General features: G+C 48.4%; 3 protein-coding genes. 1 reads left to right on the top strand and 2 read right to left on the bottom strand.

Annotated features, from left to right (window positions below):
- Positions 1–463: 463 nt before the first annotated feature.
- Positions 464–1,018: a gamma carbonic anhydrase family protein gene (locus KQJ18_RS23655; RefSeq protein WP_038634622.1), complete on the top strand. Its 555-nt coding sequence runs from the start codon at positions 464–466 to the stop codon at positions 1,016–1,018.
- On the opposite strand, the gene KQJ18_RS23650 is transcribed toward KQJ18_RS23655, so the two are convergent.
- Together KQJ18_RS23650 and aroE are read right to left on the bottom strand one after the other, a co-directional pair.
- Positions 994–1,251, bottom strand: coding sequence for a DUF1488 domain-containing protein (locus tag KQJ18_RS23650; protein WP_038634625.1), 258 nt, complete (start codon positions 1,249–1,251; stop codon positions 994–996). The genes KQJ18_RS23655 and KQJ18_RS23650 overlap by 25 nt on opposite strands.
- Positions 1,248–2,057 (bottom strand): shikimate dehydrogenase (aroE, locus tag KQJ18_RS23645; protein WP_216422908.1); only part of this gene is annotated, 810 nt, incomplete at its 5' end. The genes aroE and KQJ18_RS23650, both read right to left, overlap by 4 nt.

Here is a 2,057-nt window from a genome sequence, read left to right as displayed (position 1 = left end):
GATGCTCGTGAATTAAACTTCGTAATGAATTACGTGTTCACTCAGAGACTTGGTATTCATTTTTCGTCTTGCGACGTTAAGAATCCGTATCTTCGAGTGCCCACACAGATTGTCTGATAAATTGTTAAAGAGCAGTTGCGACGCGCTTTAGCGCTCTGTCGCGAGGTGGCGTATATTACGCTTTCCTCTTTCAGAGTCAACCCTCATTTTCAGGTTTTTCTCTTCAACCGACCGGGCTGTTTGCGTGAAGTGATTCACATCCGCCGTGTCGATGGAGGCGCATTATAGGGATCCCATTTTTTAGCACAAGTGTTTTTTGGATCTTTTTTGCTGAATGCTTGTTTTTCACCCCTTTCGCTATATTCCTGCGCAATTTGGCTGATTTTTGATAGATAAATCACTTGCACAGTCTCGATAATCCAACCAAAGTCTTCATTACCGCTCTATTTTCGCTGAGGTAAACATGTCTGATGTACTGCGCCCTTATAAGGATCTTTTCCCACAGATCGGAAAACGCGTGATGATCGACACCAGTAGTGTCGTCATTGGCGATGCTCGTTTGGCTGATGATGTCGGAATTTGGCCACTGGTCGCGATCCGTGGCGACGTGAACTACGTGCAAATCGGTGCGCGTACAAACATTCAGGACGGCAGCGTTCTACATGTCACACATAAATCTACATCCAATCCGCAGGGTAATCCGCTGATCGTAGGTGAAGATGTCACAGTTGGTCATAAAGTCATGCTGCACGGTTGTACCATTGGTAACCGCGTATTAGTCGGCATGGGATCGATTCTGTTGGACGGTGTCGTTGTTGAAGACGACGTTATGATTGGGGCGGGAAGCCTGGTTCCGCAAAACAAACGCCTGGAGAGTGGATATCTGTACCTGGGAAGCCCGGTTAAGCAGATTCGTCCATTAAGCGATGAAGAGAAAGCAGGCTTGCAATACTCAGCTAACAACTATGTTAAGTGGAAAGATGAGTATTTAAGTCAGAGTAACCACACCCAACCCTGAGCGTCTTCCTGCTGGTCCTGGATCAATGCTTCGGCCTCTTCTTCCAGGTCCCAGCGATGTAATCGAAAGGTTTCCAGCCACTGTTCAGGCGTGTCGCCGCCAAAGCGGGACGCCAACATCTTTCCCGATATGGCACATGTTAACTGCATACCATGAACCATTGCAGGGAAAACAATGGCATTTACATCCGTCCGCCATTCTTCTCGATCGGGAAACTGGATCGCCTGATTCATGCCGACAATTCCTGTTGCATGCTTTTAATGACCGGCTCAATCTGGGGTAAAACACCATGCCAGAGTAAAACAGCATGTGCAGCTTGCCCCACCAGCATCCCCAGACCATCGGCATACTGTTTCGCCCCATGCTTTTCACACCAGGAAAGGAACGGCGTATTCCCTTTCTGATAAAACATGTCGTAGCAGTAGACGGAGGGATGGATAAGAGATGCAGGAATAGACGGGACCTCACCGCTAATACCGCTGGACGTCGCGTTAATAATCAGATCAAAGCTGCGATTATCAAGTTCGTCCATTCCCACCGCCTGCACGCTACCGGTATGAGAGAAGAGCTGTGCCAGTTCTTCAGCGCGGTAGGCCGTACGATTAACAATGGTTACCGCACAATCCATAGAAAGAAGAGGTAGCAATACCCCACGGGATGCACCGCCCGCACCAATCAGCAGAATTCGCGATCCGGGACGAATGAAAGATAAACGCTCAAGATCGCTTAATAAACCGATACCATCCGTGTTATCTCCCAGCAAACGTCCATCCTCCAGCCGTTTAAGGGTGTTAACTGCTCCAGCTAGCGATGCCCGCTCTGTTAATTCATCGGCACGCGCAAACGCCTCTTCTTTAAAAGGAACGGTGACATTTGCCCCCTTCCCCCCCTCAGCAAAAAAGGCGTTCAGCGAATTCACAAAGTCATTGATCGGCGCCAGTACGCGTCCATAGGAGTAATCAATCTTCAGCTGCTCTGCAAATTGCTGATGAATAAAAGGCGATTTACTGTGCGCTATCGGATTACCAAAAACAGCATA

The sequence above is a fragment of the Citrobacter sp. S55_ASV_140 genome (assembly GCF_018919505.1).
GTDB classification, from domain to species: Bacteria; Pseudomonadota; Gammaproteobacteria; order Enterobacterales; family Enterobacteriaceae; genus Citrobacter; species Citrobacter werkmanii.
This window is presented reverse-complemented; position numbering and strand designations above follow the sequence as displayed.

Bases quoted from the DNA above. Each gene is read 5' to 3' on its own strand.
- KQJ18_RS23650 (WP_038634625.1), bottom strand. From the start codon at position 1,251: ATGAATCAGGCGATCCAGTTTCCCGATCGAGAAGAATGGCGGACGGAT.
- KQJ18_RS23655 (WP_038634622.1), top strand. From the start codon at position 464: ATGTCTGATGTACTGCGCCCTTATAAGGATCTTTTCCCACAGATCGGA.